This window comes from Pigmentiphaga sp. NML080357, from assembly GCF_002188465.1.
Lineage (GTDB): Bacteria > Pseudomonadota > Gammaproteobacteria > Burkholderiales > Burkholderiaceae_B > Pigmentiphaga.
On record NZ_NINW01000022.1, the window covers coordinates 124,324 to 145,736 of the forward strand.

The 21,413-nt window shown below is 67.6% G+C and carries 18 protein-coding genes; 13 read left to right on the forward strand and 5 right to left on the reverse strand.

Going from position 1 to position 21,413, the window contains the following annotated elements; translation table 11 throughout:
- Window positions 1–4: 4 nt before the first annotated feature.
- The 3 genes from CDO44_RS06250 to CDO44_RS06260 are packed head-to-tail and all read right to left on the reverse strand — an operon-like array spanning window position 5 to window position 3,038.
- Window positions 5–1,276: an aconitase family protein gene (locus tag CDO44_RS06250; protein ID WP_087779459.1), complete on the reverse strand. Its 1,272-nt coding sequence runs from the start codon at window positions 1,274–1,276 to the stop codon at window positions 5–7.
- Between the two features lie 53 nt (window positions 1,277–1,329).
- Complete coding sequence (locus CDO44_RS06255) at window positions 1,330–1,965, reverse strand: RraA family protein (RefSeq protein WP_158213211.1); 636 nt, start codon at window positions 1,963–1,965, stop codon at window positions 1,330–1,332.
- 2 nt (window positions 1,966–1,967) lie between these two features.
- Window positions 1,968–3,038 (reverse strand): tripartite tricarboxylate transporter substrate binding protein, encoded by a 1,071-nt coding sequence (locus CDO44_RS06260; RefSeq protein WP_158213212.1) that lies wholly within the window; start codon window positions 3,036–3,038, stop codon window positions 1,968–1,970.
- 121 nt (window positions 3,039–3,159) lie between these two features.
- On the opposite strand from CDO44_RS06260, the gene CDO44_RS06265 reads away from it, so the two are divergent.
- From CDO44_RS06265 to CDO44_RS06275, 3 genes are all read left to right on the forward strand, one after another.
- Window positions 3,160–4,080: a LysR family transcriptional regulator gene (locus CDO44_RS06265; RefSeq protein WP_087779538.1), complete on the forward strand. Its 921-nt coding sequence runs from the start codon at window positions 3,160–3,162 to the stop codon at window positions 4,078–4,080.
- 78 nt (window positions 4,081–4,158) lie between these two features.
- On the forward strand, window positions 4,159–4,710 hold the full coding sequence (locus CDO44_RS06270) for a DUF3016 domain-containing protein (RefSeq protein ID WP_087779462.1): 552 nt from the start codon (window positions 4,159–4,161) through the stop codon (window positions 4,708–4,710).
- A 79-nt stretch (window positions 4,711–4,789) separates the two neighbouring features.
- Window positions 4,790–5,635 (forward strand): class I SAM-dependent methyltransferase, encoded by an 846-nt coding sequence (locus CDO44_RS06275; protein ID WP_087779463.1) that lies wholly within the window; start codon window positions 4,790–4,792, stop codon window positions 5,633–5,635.
- Window positions 5,636–5,683: 48 nt separating this feature from the next.
- Here the strand turns inward: CDO44_RS06275 and CDO44_RS06280 are convergent, their stop codons facing one another.
- A complete protein-coding gene (locus tag CDO44_RS06280) occupies window positions 5,684–6,682 on the reverse strand; it encodes a tripartite tricarboxylate transporter substrate binding protein (protein WP_087779464.1) in 999 nt (332 codons plus the stop codon).
- Between the two features lie 252 nt (window positions 6,683–6,934).
- Between CDO44_RS06280 and CDO44_RS06285 the strand changes: the two genes are divergently transcribed.
- From CDO44_RS06285 to gcvP, 4 genes are all read left to right on the forward strand, one after another.
- A complete protein-coding gene (locus tag CDO44_RS06285; RefSeq protein ID WP_233146060.1) occupies window positions 6,935–7,786 on the forward strand; it encodes a class I SAM-dependent methyltransferase in 852 nt (283 codons plus the stop codon).
- A gap of 40 nt (window positions 7,787–7,826) precedes the next feature.
- Complete coding sequence (gene gcvT / locus CDO44_RS06290; protein WP_087779540.1) at window positions 7,827–8,927, forward strand: glycine cleavage system aminomethyltransferase GcvT; 1,101 nt, start codon at window positions 7,827–7,829, stop codon at window positions 8,925–8,927.
- Between the two features lie 63 nt (window positions 8,928–8,990).
- Entirely contained in the window at window positions 8,991–9,371 is a 381-nt protein-coding gene (gene gcvH, locus CDO44_RS06295) for a glycine cleavage system protein GcvH (protein WP_087779465.1), read from the forward strand.
- A gap of 107 nt (window positions 9,372–9,478) precedes the next feature.
- Complete coding sequence (gcvP, locus tag CDO44_RS06300; RefSeq protein WP_087779466.1) at window positions 9,479–12,346, forward strand: aminomethyl-transferring glycine dehydrogenase; 2,868 nt, start codon at window positions 9,479–9,481, stop codon at window positions 12,344–12,346.
- Window positions 12,347–12,377: 31 nt separating this feature from the next.
- Here the strand turns inward: gcvP and CDO44_RS06305 are convergent, their stop codons facing one another.
- Window positions 12,378–13,865, reverse strand: coding sequence for a DHA2 family efflux MFS transporter permease subunit (locus tag CDO44_RS06305; protein WP_233146061.1), 1,488 nt, complete (start codon window positions 13,863–13,865; stop codon window positions 12,378–12,380).
- A gap of 156 nt (window positions 13,866–14,021) precedes the next feature.
- Between CDO44_RS06305 and CDO44_RS06310 the strand changes: the two genes are divergently transcribed.
- From CDO44_RS06310 to CDO44_RS06335, 6 genes are all read left to right on the forward strand, one after another.
- Window positions 14,022–14,462: a MarR family winged helix-turn-helix transcriptional regulator gene (locus CDO44_RS06310; protein ID WP_087779542.1), complete on the forward strand. Its 441-nt coding sequence runs from the start codon at window positions 14,022–14,024 to the stop codon at window positions 14,460–14,462.
- Between the two features lie 243 nt (window positions 14,463–14,705).
- On the forward strand, window positions 14,706–15,137 hold the full coding sequence (locus CDO44_RS06315; protein WP_144389480.1) for a hypothetical protein: 432 nt from the start codon (window positions 14,706–14,708) through the stop codon (window positions 15,135–15,137).
- Between the two features lie 88 nt (window positions 15,138–15,225).
- On the forward strand, window positions 15,226–16,470 hold the full coding sequence (locus CDO44_RS06320) for a TolC family protein (protein ID WP_087779543.1): 1,245 nt from the start codon (window positions 15,226–15,228) through the stop codon (window positions 16,468–16,470).
- Window positions 16,467–17,615: an efflux RND transporter periplasmic adaptor subunit gene (locus CDO44_RS06325; RefSeq protein WP_087779468.1), complete on the forward strand. Its 1,149-nt coding sequence runs from the start codon at window positions 16,467–16,469 to the stop codon at window positions 17,613–17,615. The genes CDO44_RS06320 and CDO44_RS06325 overlap by 4 nt, the downstream gene beginning before the upstream one ends.
- A 5-nt stretch (window positions 17,616–17,620) precedes the next feature.
- On the forward strand, window positions 17,621–20,722 hold the full coding sequence (locus CDO44_RS06330; protein ID WP_087779469.1) for an efflux RND transporter permease subunit: 3,102 nt from the start codon (window positions 17,621–17,623) through the stop codon (window positions 20,720–20,722).
- Window positions 20,723–20,888: 166 nt separating this feature from the next.
- Window positions 20,889–21,233, forward strand: coding sequence for a P-II family nitrogen regulator (locus CDO44_RS06335; protein WP_087779470.1), 345 nt, complete (start codon window positions 20,889–20,891; stop codon window positions 21,231–21,233).
- Window positions 21,234–21,413 lie beyond the last annotated feature (180 nt).

A 21,413-nucleotide genomic window follows, 5' to 3' on the forward strand; every position in this document is an offset into this window, starting at 1 on the left:
CCTTTCAGCCTGGAAGCAGCGCGCGCGGATCGGCGATCCGCCCGGCCAGAGCCGAGGCCGCCACGGTGAGCGGGCTGCCCAGGTAGGCCTGGGCTTCTTTGGAGCCGAAGCGGCCGGCATGGTTGGTGGCGGCGGTGGATATGGAGGTCTCGCCGTCGGCCAGCGGCCCCATCGCTCCCCCGGCGCACGGGCCGCAGCCTGCGGGCAGCACCATGGCGCCGGCTTGCTGGAAGATATCGACCAGTCCGTCGCGCGCGAGCCTGCGCGCGGTCTCGACGGTGCCGGGGACGATGAACAGGCGCACGTGGGCCGCAATCCGGCGATCCCGCAGCAGTGCGGCGGCCCCGGCAAAATCCTCGTACATGCCGGAGCCGCAGGAGCCGATGTAGGCATGGTCCACGTGGCGGCCCGCGACTTCTCCTATTTCCACGCCCAGGTGCGGCCCGCCGGGCAGCGCGACCTGGGGGCCGATGCCGGCCAGGTCGAGCTCCAGTTCCGCCTCGAACTGCGCGTCGGCATCGCTGGCGAGGGCAAGGCCGCTTCGGGGCGCGTCCGCTGGCGGCGTGAACCATACGTTGGCAACGCCGATCTCCGTCAGCGAATTGCACAGGGCCACGCGTTCGGACAAGGGAAGCGCATCGATGTAGTCCCCGGCGAATTCGACGATGCGATTGTCGCAGGAGGGCAGCCTGCCGCTGGCGAACAGCGCGGTGACATAGAAGCCGACGTCGCGCGCGGTGACTCCCGCGCCCACCGGGCCGCGCAGCGACAACCGGATGGTCGACGGCACCTGTTCCCATACCGTCCCGGTGGCGAGCACCGACACGATTTCCGGGCCGGGTGCGCAGGCCAGCGCGCCCACGGCGCCGAAGTTCGTGCAGTGCATGTCATAGCACGACAAGAACATGCCGGCACGGACCAGCCCCGCCTCGATGGGGAAAATGTGCCCGTGGCCGCCGCGCCCGGCGTCGAAGAAGCGGCCCACGCCCCACTCGCGCGCGATCCTGCGCAGGCGGGTGCCGCGCAGGGCACCGGCGGGACTGGAGTAGGCCACGTCATGGTCGGTCACGAACATCACCCGTTCGGGATGCGCGATGCGCCGGTAGCCCAGGCTCGCCAGCTCGTTATAGGCCGATTCCACGAAGCCGTCGTGGATGATGACCAGCTCCGGATCGGGGGCGACGATATCCCCGGGGCGGACGTAAGGCTTGCCGCTGGCGCGGGCAAGGATTTTCTCGGCGGCGGTCTGGGGTACCCGGGTGGCGGCTTGGATCATGTCGGAGAATGCGTGGCGGCTACTGGTGGGAAGGGCATGGACGGGACGGCGGTTCAGGCGGGCTTGGCGGCCATGACGTCGGCGTAGCGTCCCCCGCCGTCCACGATGCGGGCCGCCTCGCGTTCGAAGGCCAGCCGCGCCTCCAGCCGCGCCATGAAGGCGGCCGCCTCGCCACGCGGGATCACGACGATGCCGTCGTCGTCCGCGCAGACGAGGTCGCCGGCATGCACGATTTGTCCGCCCACCGACACGGGGACGCCGGTTGCGCCGCGGCGGCCGCGGGCCCAGCCGCTGGCGACGGTGCCCCGGGCGAATACCGGGAAGCGGACGCGGCGTATCTCGGCGATGTCGCGCACGCGCGCGTTGCTGACGACGCCCGCGATGCCGCGCCGCTGGGCGACCGCGGTTCCCGTACCGCCCCAGGTGCAGGCATCCCGGGCGGGTCCGACGTCGATCACGATGACCGAGCCGGGCGGCGCCTCGTCGGCCGCGCGCACGATCTCGTCGCCGTATCCCGCCGGCGCGCGGACGGTGTAGGCGGGGCCGGCGCACAGCGCGTCGGCGACCAGCGCGCGCAGTGCCGGCGACATGTGGCCGCGCCCCTCCATGGCTTCATAGGCAGCGGCGGCCGAGGCTGCCCGCAGGCGGTCGCACAGCAGGGCGATGTCGGCGTCCAGGAGCTCGGCCATGCTCATTCCTGGGGAATCCGGGCGGCCGCGACGATGTCCTTCCAGCGCTTGGCGTCGGTGCGGAGAAAACGGGCGAATTCCTGCGGCGTGTTGGCCGGGGCGACGGCGATGTTGGCCTTGGCGAGCCTGTCCTGCATCTCGGGCGAGGTGAGGATGGCGACGATTTCCCGGTTCAGGCGCCCGGCGATTTCCGCCGGCATCCCCTTGGGACCGAGCAGGCCGACCCAGCCTTCGATCTCGAAATCCTTGAGCTCGGGCAAGGCGGACCGGGCGGCCGCGGGAACGCCGGGCATCTGCGGGATGGGTGCCAGGCTGGCGACCGCGAGTGCCTTCAGGCGGCCGGACTCCACGTGGGGCCGGCCCGACAGCACGGCATCGAACATGAATTGCACCTGGCCGCCTATGAGGTCGGTGAGCGCCTGCGGACTGCCCTTATAGGGAACGCCGAGCACGTCGGTCTTGAGCCGGGCCAGGAAGGCGGCGATGGCCAGGTGCTGGATCGTGCCGCTGCCGGCCGTGGCATAGGTATAGCGCCCAGGGTCGCGGCGCAGTTGCGCGACGAAGTCCTCCAGGTTCGCATACGGCGCGTCGGCCCGGACCAGCAGCACCATGGGCGCCACCGCCACCCGGGCGATGGGCGTGAAATCCTCGAGGATGTCGAACGGGATGGACTTATAGATGGCCGGGCTGATCGTGGCCGAGGTGGACGTCATCAGCAGGGTGTAGCCGTCGGCGTCGGCCTTGGCGACGTAGGCGGCGCCAACCTGTCCGGACGCGCCGACCTTGTTCTCCACCACGACCGGCTGCTTGAGCCGGGCGGCAAGCTGCTCGCCGAGGAAGCGCGCGGCCACGTCGGACGAGTTCCCCGGAGGGAAGGGGGCGATGATCCGGACGGGCTTGGCCGGGTAGCCGTCGTCGGCGGCGGCCGGCACGGCCGCCGCGAGCGTGGCGGCGCAGGCGAAGGCGGCCAGCAGGCGCGGGCCGAGGGAGCTTGGACGATACATGGCGTGTCTCCGTATGTCGATCGCGTCGCCGGAAGCGAGCGTGCGCATCGTGCCTCGGGTGCGAGGCATCGTGCGTAGTCCTTGCCGCGCAGTGTAGAAAGCCTCCCATCGAACAACAATCGCAATTATTGTGAGGATTGAGAAGTTTTTCCGTACAATCGATTTCACTCGCGGAAACCGGAGCCCTCCCATGGCCAGAGCAGGCGATGCCATCTCTTCGGTCAATCTCAAGCTGCTGCACACCTTCATGCTGGTGGGGGAAAACCAGAGCTTTCGGTCGGCGGCAGACCGCGCGCATCGATCGGGGTCCGCCGTCAGCAGCCAGATACGCAAGCTCGAGGAGCAGCTCGGGCTGCGCCTGTTCCATCGCACCACCCGTCAGGTCGTGCTGACCCGCGAGGGCGAGCAATTGCTGCAATGCGTACGGCGAGCGCTGCAGGAGGTCGAGGCCGGGCTGCAGGGCATCCAGGAGGCGGCCGACATCCAGCGCGGCCGTATCGCGCTCGCTTGCGCGCCGACGATCGCCGGGGCCTACCTGGGAGACGTGCTCGCGGCATTCGAGCGCCGCTATCCCGGCATCCAGGTGTTCGTGCGGGAAATCACCGCGGCGGCGTTGTACGAAAGCGTGCGCAAGCGCGAGGTGGATCTCGGCATCAGCGTGATGAGCGATACTCCCGAGTTCCGTTTCGAGCCGCTGCTGCGCGACGAGCTGGTCGCGCTGGTGCCGCGCAGCCTGCTCGACGGCGACAGCAAGACGATCTCGCTCAAGGCCCTGGCCGCCTTGCCCCTGCTGGTGCTGGAGCAGGGCACCGCCTTGCGCACGATCGTGGAAGAGGCGATGGCTGCCCAGGGACTGCGCCTGACTACCCGCTTCCAGTTCATGCATTCCCAGACCTTGATCGCCATGGCGAGCGCGGGGCTGGGGGCGGCGATCCTGCCTTCGACCGCGCTGCCGGCGTCCCTGGCTCCGGGCGTGCGGAAGCTGCGCATCGTGCGGCCCGCGCTGGTGCGCCGCATGGCCATCATCACGCTGCCCGGCCATGCGCTGTCGCCCGCCGCCACGAGACTGGTGGAAATGCTGCGCACCATGCTGGCGCGCCATTCCCCGTAGCGGCCTGCCGGCGCGGCGGGACAACCCTGCCGGGCCGTCAATAAAATAGCGGCTCGTCGTTTCCCGCTGGAGAACTCCATGCCTAATTCCCCGGTGCGCGCGTGCGCGGCGCTCTGCCTGTTGGCGGCCGCGTTGCTGGCAGGCTGCGCGACGCTGTTCCCGTCCTCCCGTCTGCCGGAGCAGGCCGCGCCCGACGCACGGGTCACCGTGCAGTACGTCCAGCCGCGGCAGTTCTCCGAATGGCGCGACCACCCGCGGGAAGGCGACGGTTACCACCAGAACTGGATGAACGGCCTGCAGCGGCATGTCGAGGCGCGAGCGTCCCGATATCTCGCGCCGGGCGCCCACCTGCTGGTGCAGTTCACCGACGTCGCGCTGGCCGGCGCCTACGAACCCTGGCGCGGCGCCGCGATGAACAACGTGCGCATCGTGCGTGACGTCTATCCGCCGCGCATCGACCTCGCGTTTCGCCTGACCGGCGCCGACGGCAAAGTGCTCAGGCAAGGCCGGCGCGAGTTGCGCGATCCGGCGTTCCTGATGCGGTCCCGCAGCTATCCCGGCGACGCCCTCGGCTACGAGAAAGCCATGCTGGACGACTGGCTGAGCGACGAGTTCGGCGCCGGGCGCTGAATTCGCGACGACATTGAGGCACAATCGAATCCGACGCACCCACGTTCCGGTCCAATCGCCTACCAGAAGGGGACAACCCATGATGCTCGCGTTGCTGGGTAATTCGTCGCAGTCGAATTTTTTCCGCCAGCCGGCCGCCGCGATGGCGGCCGCCGCTTTCCTGGCGCTGTCGGGCGCCGTGGGCGCGGCAGACCGGGCCGCTTCTTCCTACGTACCGGAGGTCGGCCAGGAGGGCAAGGACGTGGTGTGGGTGCCGACGCCCCAGCCGCTGGTCGAGAAGATGCTGGACATGGCCAAGGCCACGCCCCGGGACTACCTCATCGACCTGGGCTCGGGCGACGGACGCACGGTCATCACGGCCGCCAAGCGCGGCATCCGCGCCCACGGCATCGAGTACAACCCGGAAATGGTCGAACTGGCACGGCGCAATGCCTCCGCCGCGGGCGTGTCCCAGCGTGCCACTTTCGCCAACGCCGACCTGTTCGATACCGACCTCTCCCGCGCGAGCGTCATTACCCTGTTCCTGCTGCCCACCATCAACGAGAAGCTGCGCCCGCGCCTGCTCGAGCTCAAGCCGGGAACGCGCGTCGTCTCCAATACTTTCCCGATGGGCGACTGGCAACCCGACGAGCAGGCGACCATCACCCAGGATTGCCAGGGGTGGTGCACGGCGCTGCTGTGGATCGTGCCGGCCAAGGTCGAAGGGTCGTGGAAGCTGGGCGGGCAGGAGCTGAAGCTCACGCAGCAATACCAGCGCATCAGCGGCACGCTGGCCTCGACGCAGATTGCCGATGCCAGCCTGCGGGGCGACGAGATCTCGTTCACCGTGAACGGCGTGCGCTACCGCGGCAAGGTGAACGGAAAAACGATGCAAGGCACGCGCAGCGGCGCCGCTCCGGCCGCCTGGACCGCCGTGCGCAACTGAATTTCCTTCAAGACATCCTCCCGCACGCAGAACGCCTTTGTCACGCCCCTAATCGAGGGAAATGTTCAAGCGCTTAATGATCTGCCCATACCGGCGCGAATCGGCATCGAGCTGTGACCGAAACTGCTCGGGTGTCATCGCCAGCGGTTCGTACGCCAGCTGCATGTAGCGCTCCCGTACTTCCGGGTCTTGCAATGCCGTAGCGATGTCGCGGCGGATTCTGGCCGCAATGGCGTCCGGAATGCCTTGAGGCGCGAGGATGCCGACCCAGGCGCTGAGTTCGAAGCCTTGCGGCCCACCCGCTTCGCCCATGGTGGGGATCGACTCGAACCCTTGCACTCGCGAGGGGGCCGCCACCGCGAGCAACCTGAGCTTGCCCCCTTTATAGAGGGCGTTCATGCTCCCTATCGTGCCGAATGCCCACGGAACCTGGCTGCTCGCCACGGCGGTGTAGAGCTGGGACATTTCCTTGTACGCGATGTGCGTCATCGCCGTGCCCGCCGCTTGATCGAGCATGGCGCCCCCGAGATGTCCCGGGCTGCCCACGAACCATGAGCCGTAGTTGATATTCCCCGGGTTCGCCTTGGCGTCGGCGATCAAGTCGCCGACGCTGCGGTATCGGCTGTCCGTGGGGACCGCGACGAAGAAATAGTTGCGGAACAATGTCGTGATCGGTGTGAAATCACGCTTCAAGTCGTAGGGGAGTTTGCTGAACAGATAGGGCTGAGCGGCCATTTGCGCGCTATCCAATTGCAGCAGGGTATAGCCGTCGGCAGCGGCCCGCTTGACGGTTTCAATGGCGATGAAGCCCGCCGCTCCAGGCTTGTTCTCTACCAGCACGGGCTTACCCCAGGCCTTGGACAAGCGCTCGGTCACCATGCGCAGGTTCACGTCGACGCCGCTGCCTACCGGAAAGGGAGTCACGATGCGGACAGGCCGGTCAGGATACTGCGCTGCAGCTTTGGGCACACCGCAGACCGCCATCAAGGCAATCTGGCAAAGCACGGCCAGTGGCCGCCACGCAAATGAGGAAGGGAATGCGACCATGACTGTCTCCTTACATTCTTGCTGTAGGGGCCGTGCCGAGTCCCGGTACGACCGGAGCAGGCGGTTGCAAGCAACGGCGCCATGCCGTCGGCGACTATGTCATTCGCTTCGCGTACAGGTCAAACAGCTGTCTCGTCGATTGAGAACCGCCTTGCCGCGAGTCCTGCTTCCGCGCGGACATCGAGTCAGGCACAATCGATCCGGCGCACCCACGTTCCGGTCCATTCGTCCACCAGAAAAAAGGGGAAACCCATGATGCTCGCGTTGTTGGGTAGTTCGTCGCAGTCGCAAGTGTTGCGCCGGTGCGCGCGCGGGATGGCCGTCCTGGCTGCCTGCGCGCTGCCGGTCCTGGCCGCCGTCCAGGCGGCGGAAAAGCCGGGTTCGTCGTATGTGCCCGACGTCGGCCAGGAAGGCAAGGACGTGGTGTGGGTGCCTACGCCCCAGGCCCTGGTCGAGAAGATGATAGACATGACCAAGGCCGCCCCGGGCGACACCCTGATCGACCTGGGGTCGGGCGACGGGCGCCTGGTGATCACGGCGGCCCGGCGCGGCATCAAGGCCCACGGCATCGAATACAACCCCGACATGGTGGAGCTGGCGCGCCGCAACGCACAGGCGGCGGGCGTGTCCAGCCGCGCCACGTTCGAGAAGGCGGACCTGTTCGAGACCGACCTGTCCGGCGCCAGCGTCATCACGCTGTTCCTCCTGCCTACCATCAACGAGAAACTGCGCCCGCGCCTCCTGGAGCTCAAGCCCGGCACGCGCGTCGTGTCCAATACGTTCCCGATGGGCGACTGGCGCCCCGACGAGCAGGCGACGATCACCGAGCAGTGCCAGACCTGGTGCTCGGCATTGCTGTGGATCGTGCCGGCCAAGGTCGAAGGCACGTGGAAGCTCGGCGGCAGGACCCTGAAGCTGGCCCAGCAGTACCAGCGCGTCAGCGGCACCCTGGACGCCGCGCCGCTGGACGACGCCAGCCTGCGCGGCGACGAGATCTCGTTCACCGTGAACGGGGTACGCTATCGGGGCAAGGTAAACGGCAACACCATGCAAGGCACGCGCGCCGGCGGCTCGCCCGCTTCGTGGACTGCCGTGCGCGGCTGACCTCCTGCCCATCCCCCGCTTTCCAGGAATCCGCATGACCGTGCCAACTCCCCTGAAACAGACCCCGCTCTTCGCCGAGCACCTGGCCCTGTCCGGCAGGATGATCGACTTCGGCGGCTGGTCCATGCCCGTCTCGTATGGTTCGCAGATCGACGAGCATCACGCCGTCCGGCGCGATGCCGGCATGTTCGACGTCTCGCACATGCTCAACGTGGACGTGGTGGGCAGCCAGGCGCGGCCTTATCTGCGCCACCTGCTGGCCAACGATGTCGACCGGCTGGCCGAGCCGGGCAGGGCGCTGTATTCCTGCATGCTCAATCCGCAGGCCGGCGTGGTCGACGACCTGATCGTCTATTTGCTGACGCCGGAACACTACCGGCTCGTCGTCAACGCGGCGTCGGCCGACAAGGACCTGGTGTGGATGGCACGCGTCGCCCAGGCGGGCGGCTACGATGTCGCGATCGAACCGCGCCGCGAGCTGGCGATGATCGCGGTGCAGGGCCCGCGGGCCCGTGACCGGCTGGCGCAGGCAAGGCCGGCGCTGGGAAGCCTGGCGCGAGGCCTCGCTCCCTTCACGTCTGAAGGGGCGGGCGGCGTCCTGGTGGCGCGGACCGGCTACACCGGCGAGGACGGCGTGGAAATCGTGCTGCCCGGCGCCGAGGCGCCCGCCCTGTGGCGCGACCTGCTGGCGGCCGGCGTCGCGCCCTGCGGCCTGGGCGCGCGCGACACGCTGCGGGTCGAGGCCGGCCTGAACCTGTATGGGCAGGACATGGACGAGCTGACCCAGCCGGCCGAGGCCGGATTGGCATGGACGGTATCCGACCATGATCCACAGCGCGACTTCGTCGGCCGTGGGGCGCTGGCGTACGGGCTGAAGTGGCAACTGCTGGGGCTCAAGCTGCTGGATCGCGGCGTGATGCGGGCCCAGATGGCGGTCCACACTGCCGAAGGGGCCGGCATGGTCACCAGCGGCACCATGTCGCCGACCCTGGGTGTCTCCATCGGTTTCGCGCGCCTGCCGGACAGCGTGGTGCCCGGCGATGCCGCCGACGTGGAGATCCGCGGCCGGCGGGTGCCCGCGGTCGTCTGCAGGCTGCCCTTCGTGCGGCGCGGCAGAATACTCGACAATGGCGAACCCTGAAAGCGCGGCCGCGTCCAAGGTTCACTACAATTCTTCCAGACCCCTTTATCAGGACCCGCCCCCATGAATCTTCCTTCCGATCTCAAGTACGCCAAGACTCACGAATGGATCCGCGCCGACGGCGACGTGCTGGTGGTGGGCATCACCGATCACGCGCAGGACCAACTGGGCGACCTGGTCTATGTCGGCGACGTCAAAGTGGGCGCGCGGCTCCAGGCCGGCGAAACCGCGGGCGTGGTGGAATCGGTCAAGGCAGCCTCCGACATCTATGCGCCGGTGGCGGGCGAAGTCGTGGCCTTCAACGAAGACCTCTCGGCGAGTCCCGAACAGCTGAACCAGGCACCCTACACCGCCTGGATCTTCAAGCTCAGGCCGGACAACATGGCCGACACCGCCGGCCTGCTCGATGCGGCGGGCTACCGGGCGTCGGTCGACGCCGAGTAACGCCACGTCACGCCGCGGTCCGCCCGGGCCGCGACCGGCACCCGCCTGGCAAGCGGGTGCGCGTCATCCCGCCATTCCATCGCAGGCCGACGACAGGACAGGTCCCCATGCTCAAGGCGCTTGAAGACGATGCGGCATTCGTGGCCCGCCATATCGGGCCTTCCGAATCAGACCAGGCCGCGATGCTGGCCGAGGTCGGGGCAGACAGCCTGGATGACCTGGTGCGCCGGGTAGTGCCGGCCGCCATCCTCGAATCTTCCCCGCTCGACCTGCCCGGGCCTCGCACGGAAGCCGAGGTGCTGGCCGACCTGGCGCAGCTGGCGGACCGCAACCGGTCGTTCCGCAACTACATCGGCCAGGGCTACTACGGAACCCACACGCCGCCCGTCATCCAGCGCAACATCCTGGAGAACCCGGCCTGGTACACGGCCTACACGCCCTACCAGCCGGAGATCTCCCAAGGTCGCCTGCAGGCGTTGCTCGTGTTCCAGACCATGGTGTGCGACCTCACCGGACTGGACATCGCCAATGCTTCGCTGCTGGACGAGGCGACGGCCGCGGCCGAGGCCATGACGCTGGCGCGGCGCGGCGCCGCGAGCGCCAGCAAGGTCTTTTTCGTTTCCGCAGGTTGCCACCCGCAGACGATCGAGGTGCTGCGCACGCGGGCGGCGGCGCTGGACATCGAGATCGCGGTCGGCGACGAGGCCGCGGGCGTGCCCGACTGCTTCGGCCTCCTGCTGCAGTATCCATGCAGCACCGGCGAGCTGCGCCGCTATGCCGGGATCGCCGCGCAGGTGAAGGCGGCCGGAGGTATCGTCGCCTGCGCTACCGACCTGCTGGCGCTGGCCCTGCTGCAGCCGCCCGGCGAATGGGGCGCCGACATTGCGATCGGGTCCGCTCAGCGCTTCGGCGTGCCGCTCGGATTCGGCGGTCCGCATGCCGCGTTCATGGCTTGCCGCGATGCCTTGAAGCGCAACCTGCCGGGCAGGCTGGTGGGCGTGTCGCGCGATGCGGCGGGACGGCCCGCGCTGCGGCTGGCGTTGCAGACGCGCGAGCAGCACATCCGGCGCGAGAAGGCCACCTCCAACATCTGCACTTCACAGGTGCTGCTGGCCGTGATGGCCGCCATGTACGCCGTCTGGCACGGACCCGAGGGTCTGCGCCGGATCGCCGCGCGGGTCCACCGCCGCACGGCGGCGCTGCGCGACGCGCTGGCGAGCATGGGGGTGGCGGCCGAGAACGAGGGTTTCTTCGACACGCTGCACCTGCGCACCGGGGGCCATACAGCCGCCATCGTGCGCGCGGCGGAAGCGGCCGGCATCAACCTGCGCAAGCTCGACGCGGAACACCTCGCCTTGTCGCTCGACGAGACGGTGACGCGCGACGACCTGAAGGCGCTGCTGGACGTGTTCGCCGAGGGGTGCGGCCGGCCCGCCTCCGACATCGACGCCGCGGAGGCCGCCGCGCGGGATGCGATTGCGCCGGCCCTGGTGCGGAACACTCCCGTCCTCGCCCATCCGGTATTCCGTTCCATCCGCTCCGAAACCGAGATGCTGCGCTGGCTGCGGCGGCTCGCCGACATGGACCTGGCGCTGGACCGCACGATGATCCCGCTCGGTTCCTGCACGATGAAGCTCAACGCCACGGCCGAGATGATGCCCATCACCTGGCCGCGGTTCGCCGGACTGCATCCCTTTGCGCCCGCCTGGCAGGCCGAGGGCTACCATGAACTCGTCGCCCGCCTCTCGCGCGCCTTGTGCGAGATCACCGGCTACGAGGCCATCAGTTTCCAGCCCAATTCGGGCGCGCAAGGCGAATACGCGGGCCTGATGGCCATACGGGCCTATCATGCCGCGCGCGGCGAGTCCGGCCGCGACGTATGCCTGATCCCCGCATCGGCCCACGGCACCAATCCCGCTTCGGCGCAGCTGGCCGGCATGCGTGTCGTGGTCGTCGCCTGCGACCGCCAGGGCAACGTGGACGTGGACGACCTGCGGCGCAAGGCCGGCGAGGCCGGCGCGCGTCTGGCCGCGCTGATGGTGACCTATCCCTCTACCCACGGCGTGTTCGAGGACGCCATCGGCGAAATCTGCGAGATCGTCCATCGCGGCGGGGGGCAGGTCTACCTGGACGGCGCCAACATGAACGCGCTGGTCGGCCTGGTGAAGCCGGGGCGCATAGGCGCCGACGTGTCGCACCTGAACCTGCACAAGACGTTCTGCATTCCGCATGGCGGCGGCGGGCCCGGCGTCGGGCCGATCGCGGTGCGGGCCCACCTGGCGCCCTACCTGCCCGGCGTCGTGGGAGAAGACGGCCGTCTCGGCCCGGACGCTCCCTGCGGCCCGGTGGCGGCGGCGCCGCTGGGATCGGCCGGCATCCTGCCCATTCCGGCCGCCTACGTGGCGCTGATGGGCGCCGAGGGACTGCGCCGCGCCACCCAGGTCGCCATCCTCAATGCCAATTACGTGGCGCGGCGGCTGGCGGACCACTATCCCGTCCTTTATGCCGGCCGTGGCGGCTACGTGGCCCACGAATGCATACTGGACCTGCGGCCCATCAAGCAGCGCTGCGGCGTCGATGCCGAGGACGTGGCCAAGCGCCTGATCGACTACGGGTTCCATGCGCCCACCATGAGCTTTCCGGTAGCCGGCACGCTGATGGTGGAGCCCACCGAGTCCGAAAGCCGGGCGGAGCTGGACCGTTTCATCGAAGCGATGATCGCCATTCGAGCGGAAATCGCGGAGATCGAAGCCGGCACGCAGGACCGCGGCGACAACCTGCTGAAGAACGCGCCGCATACCGCCGAGGCGCTGCTGGCCGCGACGTGGCCGCACGCGTACTCCCGCGAACGGGCCGCCTACCCGCTGCCGTGGCTGCGCGAGCACAAGTACTGGCCGCCGGTGGGCCGGGTGGACAACCTGTACGGCGACCGCAACCTCGCTTGCGCCTGCCCGCCCATGAGCGACTACGCCTGAGCCGGCCACGGGGGCCTTTGCCCCGCTTGGATCAATCCATTGCCACGTGGGGCGCATCGTCTTCCGCCGTCCGGCGGCGGGACCGCACCAGCACCAGCAGCGGCACTACGCAAAGCGTGGCGACGAACATCAGCTTGAAGGCGTCGATGTACGCGATCATCGAGGCTTGCCGGGTCACGAGCTGGTTCAGCGATTCCAGCACGGAAGGGGAAGTCAGGTCGAATTGCTCGCGCAGGGTGGCGTTGGCCGGATTCAGGTGTTCCACCAGCGAGGCATGCACGACCTGCGTGTTGCGGGTGACCTGCGCCTGGACCACCGAGATGCCTATGCTGCTGCCGATGTTGCGCACGAGGCTGAAGATGGCCGTGCCGTCGGCCCGCAGTTCGGGCGCCAGCGTGGCGAAAGTCACCGCGCTCAAGGGGACGAAGACGAAGCCCAGCCCTACGCCCTGGATGACGCCGGGCCAGACGATGTCGCCTTCCGACAGGACCAGCGTGTATCCCATCATCTGGTAGAGCGCCACTGCCGAAATGAGGAAGCCCGCGAGCAGCATGAGGCGCACCTCCATGCGCCCGACCAGCCGGCCCGCCACGAGCATGGCAATCATGGTGCCCACGCCGCTGGGGGCGGTCACCAGTCCCGTGGTTGCCACCGGATAGCCCATCAATGCTTCCAGCATGGGCGGAAGCAGGGCCCGGGTGGCGTACATCACCGCGCCGATGACGAAGATGAAACAGGTGCCGGTGACGAAGTTGCGGTCCTTCAAGAGTTCATAGCGAAAGAACGACTGCTTGCCGGCCGTGGCGGTATGGATCGCGAAAAAGACGAAACTGACCAGCGCGACCCCCGCCTCGATGCGGATCTCGGCGGAGCCGAACCAGTCGAGCTGCTGCCCGCGGTCGAGCATCGCCTGCAGGGCGCCGATGGCCAGGGACAACGTGGCGAAGCCGAAGAAGTCCAGCGCCGTGCGCTGCGCCGGCTTGGCCTTGGGCAGGTAGGTCAGGACGCCGAACAGCGCGAATGCGCCGATCGGAAGATTGATCAGGAACACCCAGCGCCAGTTGTAGCTGTCCGTCAGCCAGCCACCCAGCGTGGGGCCGAGGATCGGGCCCACCATCACGCCTACGCCCCAGATCGCCATGGCCTGGGGCTGCTTGTCGCGGGGATTGATGTCCAGCAGGATGGATTGGGACAGGGGTACCAGGGCCGCCCCGAACAGTCCCTGCAGCAGCCGCGCGCCCACGATCTGGGCCAGCGTTTCGGACAGACCGCAGAGCAGCGAGGCAATGGTGAAGCCGCTGACCGCGATGGCCAGCAGGCGCGTGACGCCCAGCCGCGCGCTGAGCCAGCCGGTGAGCGGCGTGGCGATCGCGGCGGCGACGATGTAGGAAGTCAGTACCCAGCTGATCTCGTCCTGCGAAGCCGACAGCGAGCCCTGCATGTGGGGCAGGGCCACATTGGCGATGGTGCTGTCCAGCGTCTGCATCAGCGTGGCCAGCATGATGGAGAGCGTGATCATGCGCCGATTCAGTGGCGCGGCAGGAGCTTGCACGGGAAGGGACGGAGCGGGAAAACGGGACAATAGGCAGGTATATCATATGCTTGCTTACTAATTCCCGAACGTACAGCGGCGCCATGGGCGACAATGTCGCCCATCTTTTCACGCGGTTTTCCCATGGCGACTCCCTACGACAAGCGGTTCGGCTTCCTCGTGTCGGACATCGGCCGGCTGATGAGCACCGAGTTCGACCGGCGCGCCCGCGGCAGGCTGGAACTGAGCCGCGCCCAATGCCGCATGGCTCTGTACTTGTCCTTCTTTGGCCAGATGACCCAGGCGCAGTTGGCCGAGACGCTGGACGTCACGCCCATGACGGTGGCGCGCATGCTCGATCGCATGCAGCAGGGAGGGTGGATCGTCCGGACGCCGGTGCCCAACGACCGGCGGGCATTCCACGTGCGCGCGACGCCCAAGGCGGAAGAGATGCTGGCTGAAGCCCTGCAAGTGGGCGATGAACTGAACGATTTCGCCTTGCGGGGATTGAGCCGGGAGGAGAAGGATGTGCTGATCGGCCTCCTGCAGAAAGTCCGGAGCAATCTGGCGCCGCCCGATCGTTGAAAGCGATGCACTGAACTTAATCGACCGGAGGATGGTCGGATTGCGGGGCCATTGACCGACCGACGCTGCCGCGGGCGCGGGACAGGGCTCTTCGCCGGAGCGAAATGAGAGTGAATTGCAAAAACGTCGGCAGCGCTTAAAATGCTGCACATGCGTTATTGGTACGTGCTTCTCGTATTGCTGTGTTTGCCTCTCCAATGGGTGTGGGCGGGATCCGCCGCATGCCGATCGGACGCGAACGCCGTGACCAGCTACCAGCACGCGCGCGCCGCCGCCCATTTCGCCATGGCTGGCGAGCAGGAACTGCATGACGGAACCCTGTCGGGCGACGCCGTGCAGGCCGCCCTGCAATTGCCTTTCCCCGGGGAAACCGCATCGCAGCCTCCCGTAGAGATGCCCGGCTGGGAATTCGAGCTCGACGAGGAATTCGACATCGTCGAACAGATTTCCGAGCCTGACTGGAGCGACGTCGCGGTCGACAATCTGTCGTGCCGCCTGCCGGGCAACGACAATACCCAGGCAGGTCCGCCCCCCGATCCCCACGAGTTCGACCTTCCGCTGTGCCTTGCCGTCGTCGCGCCCGCGCTGGCCGACACGCTTTTTTCCGCGTCGCAGCAACCTCCTTCGCCGGCGCCGGTCTTCCGCGCCGACCGGCCGCCGTCACTGACGGCCTGATTCCCGCCACCGTTTGCGGCAGCCGGGCTGCCGCACGTGCCTAGCCGGCGGCCGTGTGCCGTCGCGCGTGTCCGTTTTTCCAATGATCATGAAACCCATCACACTCGTTCTGTCAGTGTGGCTGGCGAGCATGTGCGCGCATGCGGTTGCAGCGCCGCAGCCTTATACGCTCGACCAGCTATTGTCCCTCGCCCTGCAAGGCAACAAGGGCGTGGAAGCCGCGGCGGCCGGCGTGGACGCCGCCCGGGCCGGCATCACCACGGCCGAGGCCTATCCCAACCCGGAAGTGGAGTTCACCACGGGGCGGGTGTCGGCGCGACAGCCCGGCGCCGGCACGGGCATCGGCCAGACGCTGTCCATTACCCAGCGGATCGACCTGCCCAACCAGCGCGAATTGCGTCGCGAACTGGCGACCGGGACGTTGCGGGCTACCACCGCCGGACAAGAGACCTTCGTGGCGAGGCTGGTGGCCCAGGTCAAGCGCGGGTTCTACGAAACGCTCAGGCGCGAAGCCGAATTCGCCGCCGCCCAGGAAGATCTCGCCTTGACCCAGCAGCTCTACAACCGCGCCCAGGTGCGGGTGGACGTGGGCGACGCGCCCAAGTACGAGGCGATCCGGGTGGCCGCGGAATTGCTCAACGCGCAGAAGAACAGCCAGAGCGCGCTGCTGCGCGTGAACCAGGCCAAGTCTTTCCTGCGGCAGCAAGTGGGCGAGATCCTGCCCGCCGGGTTCGCGGTGCAGGGGCAGCTGGGAGAGGTCCCGCCCCTGGAGCCCCTGGACCGGCTGCGCACGGTGATGCTCACGGGCAATCCGGAACTGTCGCAGTTCCGGGCCGAGCTCCAGCGGGCGCGGACGGCGGTGGACTACGAGCGCTCGCTGCGCTGGCCGTCGGTGGCGCTCAAGGCGACGTCGAGCCGCGATCCCGACGTGCGTGACACGCAATTCGGCGTAGTGGTCAGCGTGCCGCTCTGGGACCGTCGCCAGGGTCCGATCGACGAGGCGGCCGCTACCGCCATCCGCGTGCGCAGCCTGCTCGAGGCGCGCGAGTTCGAGCTGACCCAGCAGCTGGACGCCGCCTACCAGCAGTTCCAGATCGCCGCCTCGCAAGTCGAGGCGCTGGAATCGGGCATCGTGCGGCAGGCCGAGGCCGCGCTGCGCGTGGCCGAGGCCGCCTATCGCTATGGCGAGCGGGGCATTATCGATTACCTCGACGCGCAGCGCGTGCTGCGCACCGCGCGCAACGACCTCATCGCCGCCCAGTTCGATCTGCAAATGGCCGCCATAGAAATCGAGCGGCTGCTGGCCAATTCTTCCGCAGGTAGCTCATCATGATCCAGCGTCTTTCTTCCAGTGCTGCGCTGCTCGCGCTTTGCTTCACCCTGGCCGCGTGCGGCGACAAACCCGCCACCGAAGCGGCTCCGCAGGAGACCGTGGATCCCAGCATCGTCGTTGCCGACGAAGCCATGCTGGCGCGGGTCAAGGTCGCGTCGGTGGCGATGGAGCCGTTCAGCGATGTGCTGCGCGTGGCCGGGCGGATCGACTTCGATCGCCAGCGCATGGCCCGCATCGGCGCATCGGTGACCGGCCGGGTGACCGACATCACGACCACGCTGGGGGCGACCGTCAAGCCCGGCGACGTGCTCGCTCGGCTGCACAGCACCGAGCTGGGCAGCGCGCAACTGGCCTATCTGAAGGCCAAGGCGCAATCCGAACTGCAGCAGAACGCGCGCGAGCGCGCCAGGCTGCTGTTTGCCGCGGACGTGATCGGCAAGGCCGAACTGCAGCGGCGCGAAAACGAGTACGCCGTGGCCGCCGCCGAACTGCGCGCGGCATATGACCAGCTCAGCGTGCTAGGCATGTCGGCCTCGGCCATCGCGCGCATGGGCAAGAGCGGCGAGATCAGCTCGTTCTCGCCGGTGGTCTCCACCCTGCATGGATCGGTGGTGGAGTTCAAGGTCTCGCCGGGACAGGTGGTCCAGCCCGCCGATGCGCTGTTCACCGTGGCCGATCTGTCGCGGGTCTGGGCGGTGGCAGAAGTGCCGGAACAGCAAGCCGACCTGGTCGCCGAGGGGCAGACCGTGGACATCGAGGTTCCCGCGCTCGGCAACCGCAGGATCAAGGGGGAACTGATCTACGTCGGCCAGGTGGTCAATCCCAGCACGCGTACAGTCCTGGTCCGCACGTCCATCGACAATGCCGACGGCCGTCTCAAGCCGGCCATGCTGGCCACCATGCTGATCGTGAGCCGTCCCACGGAACAGCTCGTGATCCCGGCCTCCGCCGTGGTGCGATTCGAGAACGAGGACCTGGTCTACGTCGAGATCGAGCCGGGCCGCTTCCGCGCGACCCAGGTGCAGACGGGGGGAACGTACAACGGCAAGCGCGTCGTCGTGTCGGGCTTGAAGGCAGGTGACCGCGTGGCTGTCGAGGGGGCGTTCCACCTCAACAACCAGCGCACCGGCGTCGATCCGGAGTAACGGCCATGCTAGAGAAAATCGTCCGCGCTGCCCTGCAGCAGCGGCTGATCATCGTCGTGCTGGCGGTGGTGGCCCTGGTCGTCGGCCTGGATGCCATGCGCAAACTGTCGGTCGATGCCTTTCCCGACGTCACCAATGTCCAGGTGCAGATTGCCACGGATGCCACGGGCCGCTCGCCTGAGGAGGTCGAGCGTTTCGTGACCGTGCCCATCGAGATCGCGATGACCGGCCTGCCGGGGCTGGAGGAAATGCGATCCCTGAACAAGCCGGGACTTTCGCTGATCACGCTCGTATTTACCGATGCCACGGATGTGTACTTCGCCCGTCAGCTGGTAATGGAGCGGCTGATCGAGATCGGTTCGCGCATGCCCACCGGCGTCACGCCCGTGCTCGGACCGGTTTCCACCGGCCTGGGGGAGGTCTATCAGTACACGCTGGACCGGCCCGACGACGGCGACCGTGAATTGACCCAGAAGGAACTGACGGAGCGGCGCATCGTCCAGGATTGGGTGGTGCGGCCCATGCTGCGGTCCATTCCCCAGGTGGCCGAAATCAATTCCCAGGGCGGCTACGTCAAGCAGTACCAAGTGCTCGTGAACCCGGACCGCATGAGCCACTATGGCATCACGCTGCAGCAGGTCTACCAGGGCCTGGCGCGCAACAACGCCAATTCGGGGGGCGGCATCCTGCCGCACTACGCCGAGCAGTACCTGATCCGCGGCGTGGGGCTGATCGAGAACCTGGGAGACATCGCCAACATCGTGCTGGCCGAATCCAACGGCACGCCGGTCTACGTGCGCGACGTGGCCGAGGTCACCATGGGCCACGAGGTGCGCTATGGCGCCCTGGTCAAGAACGGGGTGACGGAATCCGTCGGCGGCATCGTCATGATGATGCGCGGCGGCAACGCCAAGGAAGTGGTGGCGCGCATCAAGGAACGGGTGGCCGAGATCAACAGCCAGGGAATGCTGCCCGACGGCCTGCAGATCGTGCCTTATTACGACCGCAGCGAACTGGTCGACGCGGCCTTGTGGACCGTGGCCAAGGTGCTGATGGAGGGCGTGCTCTTCGTCGTCATCATCCTGTTCCTGTTCCTGGGCGACGTGCGGTCCTCGCTGATCGTCGTGGCGACCCTGGTCTTGACGCCGCTTCTGACCTTTTTCGCGATGAACAGGCTGGGCATTTCGGCCAACCTGATGTCGCTCGGCGGGCTGGCGGTCGCCATCGGGCTGATGGTGGACGGTTCCGTGGTCGTGGTCGAGAACGCCTTCGCCCACCTGGGCCACGCCAAGGACAGCGGCGAAAGCAAGGCCCGCATCATCCTCAAGGCGGTGGCCGAGGTAGCCACGCCGGTGGTGTTCGGCATCGGCATCATCATCCTGGTGTTCCTGCCGCTCATGACGCTGCAGGGCATGGAAGGCAAGATGTTCGCGCCGCTCGCCTACACCATTGCCATCGCGCTCGCCATTTCGCTGGTCCTGTCCCTGACGCTGTCGCCCGTGCTGTCCTCCTATCTGCTCAAGGGCGGGGCGGAGCACGATACGCGGGTCATCGCCTTCATGAAGCGCCACTACCTGCGCATGCTCGACTGGGTGCTGCGCAACGCCAAGAAGACGGTCCTGATGGCGGTACTGGCCTTCGCCGCGTCGCTCGCGATGCTGCCCTTGCTCGGAACGGCCTTCATCCCCGAGATGAAAGAAGGCTCCATCGTGCCAGGCATCAACCGGGTGCCCAACATCTCGCTGGAGGAATCCATCGAGCTGGAAAAGCAGGCCATGAAAATCGTCATGGGCGTGCCGGGCGTGAAATCGGCGATCTCCGGCGTCGGACGCGGCGAAAGCCCGGCCGATCCGCAGGCGCAGAATGAATCCACGCCCATCGTCAGTCTCAAGCCGCAGGACGAGTGGCCGGAAGGCTGGACGCAAGACACCATCGCCGACGAGATCCGCAAGCGGCTCGATGTCATCCCGAGCGCCCAGATCATCATGGCGCAGCCGATCTCGGATCGCGTCGACGAAATGGTGACCGGCGTGCGCTCGGACGTCGCGGTCAAGGTATTCGGCGAAGACCTCGACCGCCTGCTGCAAAAGGCGCAAGAGATCGCCCGCGTAGCCGAGACGGTGCAGGGCGCGCGCGACGTGCGCGTCGACCGGGTCAGCGGCCAGCAATACCTGTCGATCAATATCGACCGGCAGGCCATCGCCCGCTATGGCCTGAACGTTTCCGACGTGCACGACGTGATCGAGGTCGCCATTGCGGGCAAGGTGGCGACCGAGATCTTCGAAGGCGAGCGGCGCTTCTCGGCGGCGGTGCGTCTGCCCGAGGATTTCCGCGGCAGCGTGCCGGCCATCCGGCAGATACTGCTGACCACGCCGCACGGCGTGCGCGTGCCGCTGGAGAGCCTGGCCAGGATCGAGGTGCGCGACGGTCCGGCCCAGGTCAGCCGGGAAGGCGGCAAGCGGCGGGTGGTGGTCGCCATCAACGTGCAGGACCGCGACCTGGGAGGATTCGTGGCCGAGCTGCAGCAGACCGTGCAGGCCAAGGTCCAGCTGCCCACCGGCTACTACCTCGAGTGGGGCGGGCAGTTCCAGAACATGGAGCGCGCGCTGGGACACCTGTCCATCATCGTGCCCGCCACCGTGGCCGCCATCTTCTTCCTGCTGTTCCTGCTGTTCAACTCGGTCCGCTATGCGACGCTGATCATCACCGTGCTGCCGTTCGCCTCCATCGGCGGGATCATCGGGCTGTTCGTCACGGGCGAATACCTGTCGGTACCGGCCTCGGTGGGATTCATCGCGCTGTGGGGCATCGCCGTGTTGAACGGGGTGGTGATGGTGTCCTACATCCGCAAGCTGCGGATCGAGGGCAGGCCGCTGGCCGAAGCCGTGGTCGAGGGCGCGACCATGCGGTTCCGGCCCGTCATGATGACGGCCACCGTGGCCATGCTCGGCCTCGTGCCTTTCCTGTTCGCCACGGGGCCCGGGTCGGAAGTGCAGCGGCCGCTGGCCGTGGTGGTGATCGGCGGGCTGATCACCTGCACGCTGCTCACGCTGCTGGTGCTGCCCACGCTGTACCGCTGGTTCGATGAGGAGGCGCCGGAGGCATGACGAACCCACCCCTACGCGCTGCGCGCGCCCCTCAAGGGGCGGCACTGGCGGACCGGCGGAGCCGGATCCGCGGTGCCCTGGGGCGGTGGGGCGTTTTTGTGGGGCCCGTGGGTGATGTTGCCCGTCATTTCGGGCGGGTGGATTAGGCCAGATGAAGGAGGTTCGAATGAAAGAGATCAAGGCGGTGATACGGCCGGCGCGGCTGGATGACGTGCGGGATGCGCTGATGCGGGTGCCGGGGTTTCCGGGGATGACGGTGGCGCACGTGGAGGGCTGCAGCGCGCCGGCGCGGCATCAGCCGCAGAACCTGAAGGAGGAGCTCCTGGATTTCTCGCCCAAGGTGCAGATCGAGATGGTGGCAGCGGATGAGCATGCCGATGCGTTGTACGAGGCTCTGAAGCAGGCTGCTGCCACCGGCCATGTAGGGGATGGGCTGGTCTGGATGAGCGAGGTACAACGGTGCGATTACGTCTGGCACCCTGGACAGGTGAGTGGGCGTCAGGCTGGATAGGAAAGTACGGAACGGCTCAGCCATTGCGGTTGGCCGGACAACCGGACGGCGTATTTGTGCGGCTTCCCGGAAACCATGGCGGCGTCCGGGCCGATGTGCCATTGCTGCCAGGGCTGGCTTTCGATGGTATGGATGTTGCATTGAGGGCGTACTGCTCGGTACGGTAAGCAGGAACAGGCC